The 1,202-nt window shown below is 35.8% G+C and carries 2 protein-coding genes and 1 pseudogene; all 3 read left to right on the top strand.

From position 1 onward, the window contains the following. Positions 1–201: 201 nt before the first annotated feature. Positions 202–474 carry a hypothetical protein gene (locus tag ACFILW_RS09845; RefSeq protein WP_006590329.1) on the top strand — a complete coding sequence of 91 codons (273 nt, stop codon included), beginning with the start codon at positions 202–204 and terminating at the stop codon, positions 472–474. Next, entirely contained in the window at positions 464–781 is a 318-nt protein-coding gene (locus ACFILW_RS09840; protein ID WP_375666531.1) for a type II toxin-antitoxin system HicB family antitoxin, read from the top strand. Before ACFILW_RS09845 ends, ACFILW_RS09840 begins: the two co-directional genes overlap by 11 nt. 344 nt (positions 782–1,125) lie before the next feature. Beyond that, positions 1,126–1,202 (top strand): annotated as a pseudogene (locus ACFILW_RS09835) (single-stranded DNA-binding protein); the annotation flags it as partial.

The raw sequence follows: 1,202 nt of genomic DNA, 5'->3' as shown, positions 1-1,202 counted from the left end.
GATGATAAAGCAGCGTAAATAACGGGGCGGGGGGCTGCTTTATAGCAAAAAAGCCGCGTCCTTTAAGACACGGCTTTCTTTTTTTGTTTAACGCAACAAAACTTTTTCTGATAGTTTTTCTTGTATACATAAAAGCCTCTATTCAATAGATTTAAAATGATTAACTGGGAAGGTTTATAAAATGATTGACTAGGATTAATAGTGATACTATTATTGGTTATGAACAATAAAGTTGAAAAAATAATCAGCTTGATGCAAGCATCACCAAGGAACATTAAGTTTTCAGATTTGTTGGCTGTGTGTGTACATTTTTTTGGAGAACCACGGAACAGTGGTACAAGTCACTTTGTGTTTAAAACCCCGTGGCTTGGTGACCCGCGTGTGAATATTCAAAAAGATTCTGGCAATAAGGCAAAAGCCTACCAAGTCAAACAAGTATTGCAAGCGATAGAAAGGATGAAACATGAACAGTAATCATTATTCATATCGTGTTTTGTGGTCGCAAGAAGATCAGGAATATGTCGGATTGTGTGCAGAATTCCCATCCCTTTCATGGTTAGCATCTCAAGCAGAGAAGGCTTTAAAAGGCATTATGGATCTTGTTTCAGAAGTTGTTGAGGACATGCAACATAACGGAGAAGAAGTTCCTGTGCCTTTGTCGCATGGTAAATATAGTGGTAAGTTTCAATTAAGAATCCCACCAGAACTCCATAGAAAACTTGCAATACAAGCTGCCGAAAATGGTGTAAGCTTGAATAGATACATTTCTTCTAAGCTTTGAAAAGTCTATACGACCAGAAGATACCCTCCGCCCCTTATTTATGTTGCTTAGAATTTACATAATAAAAGCCGCGTCCTTTAAGACACGGCTTTTATGATCAAAACAGCTAGCGATCTAAATAAACGATTAAAGTAACCAATCGAAATATAAAAGAACATCTCTTTATTGCACAAAACGTATCAAAACGCAAGCTGTTAAGTAAAATAAAAATGGGATTCACACTGTAGATTCAGTGGGTTATGATAAATTCTGTTTGTAAAAATACACCATAATGTGTTATACTATCATCAGTTGTGAGTTTGTTTTGTTCTAAGTACTATTTTCCATTAAAGGACAGAAAGAAAATGCTTAATAAAGTGATTTTAATTGGTCATTTAGGTGCCAATCCAGAAAGCAAAACAATGTCATCTGGTATCGAGGT

The organism is Bartonella sp. TT110JLCBS (assembly GCF_042193405.1).
Classification (GTDB): domain Bacteria; phylum Pseudomonadota; class Alphaproteobacteria; order Rhizobiales; family Rhizobiaceae; genus Bartonella.
The sequence above is the reverse complement of the archived record's forward strand: the minus strand, read 5'-3'. Positions and strand labels throughout refer to the sequence as shown.

Bases quoted from the DNA above. Each gene is read 5' to 3' on its own strand.
- ACFILW_RS09840 (WP_375666531.1), top strand. From the start codon at position 464: ATGAACAGTAATCATTATTCATATCGTGTTTTGTGGTCGCAAGAAGAT.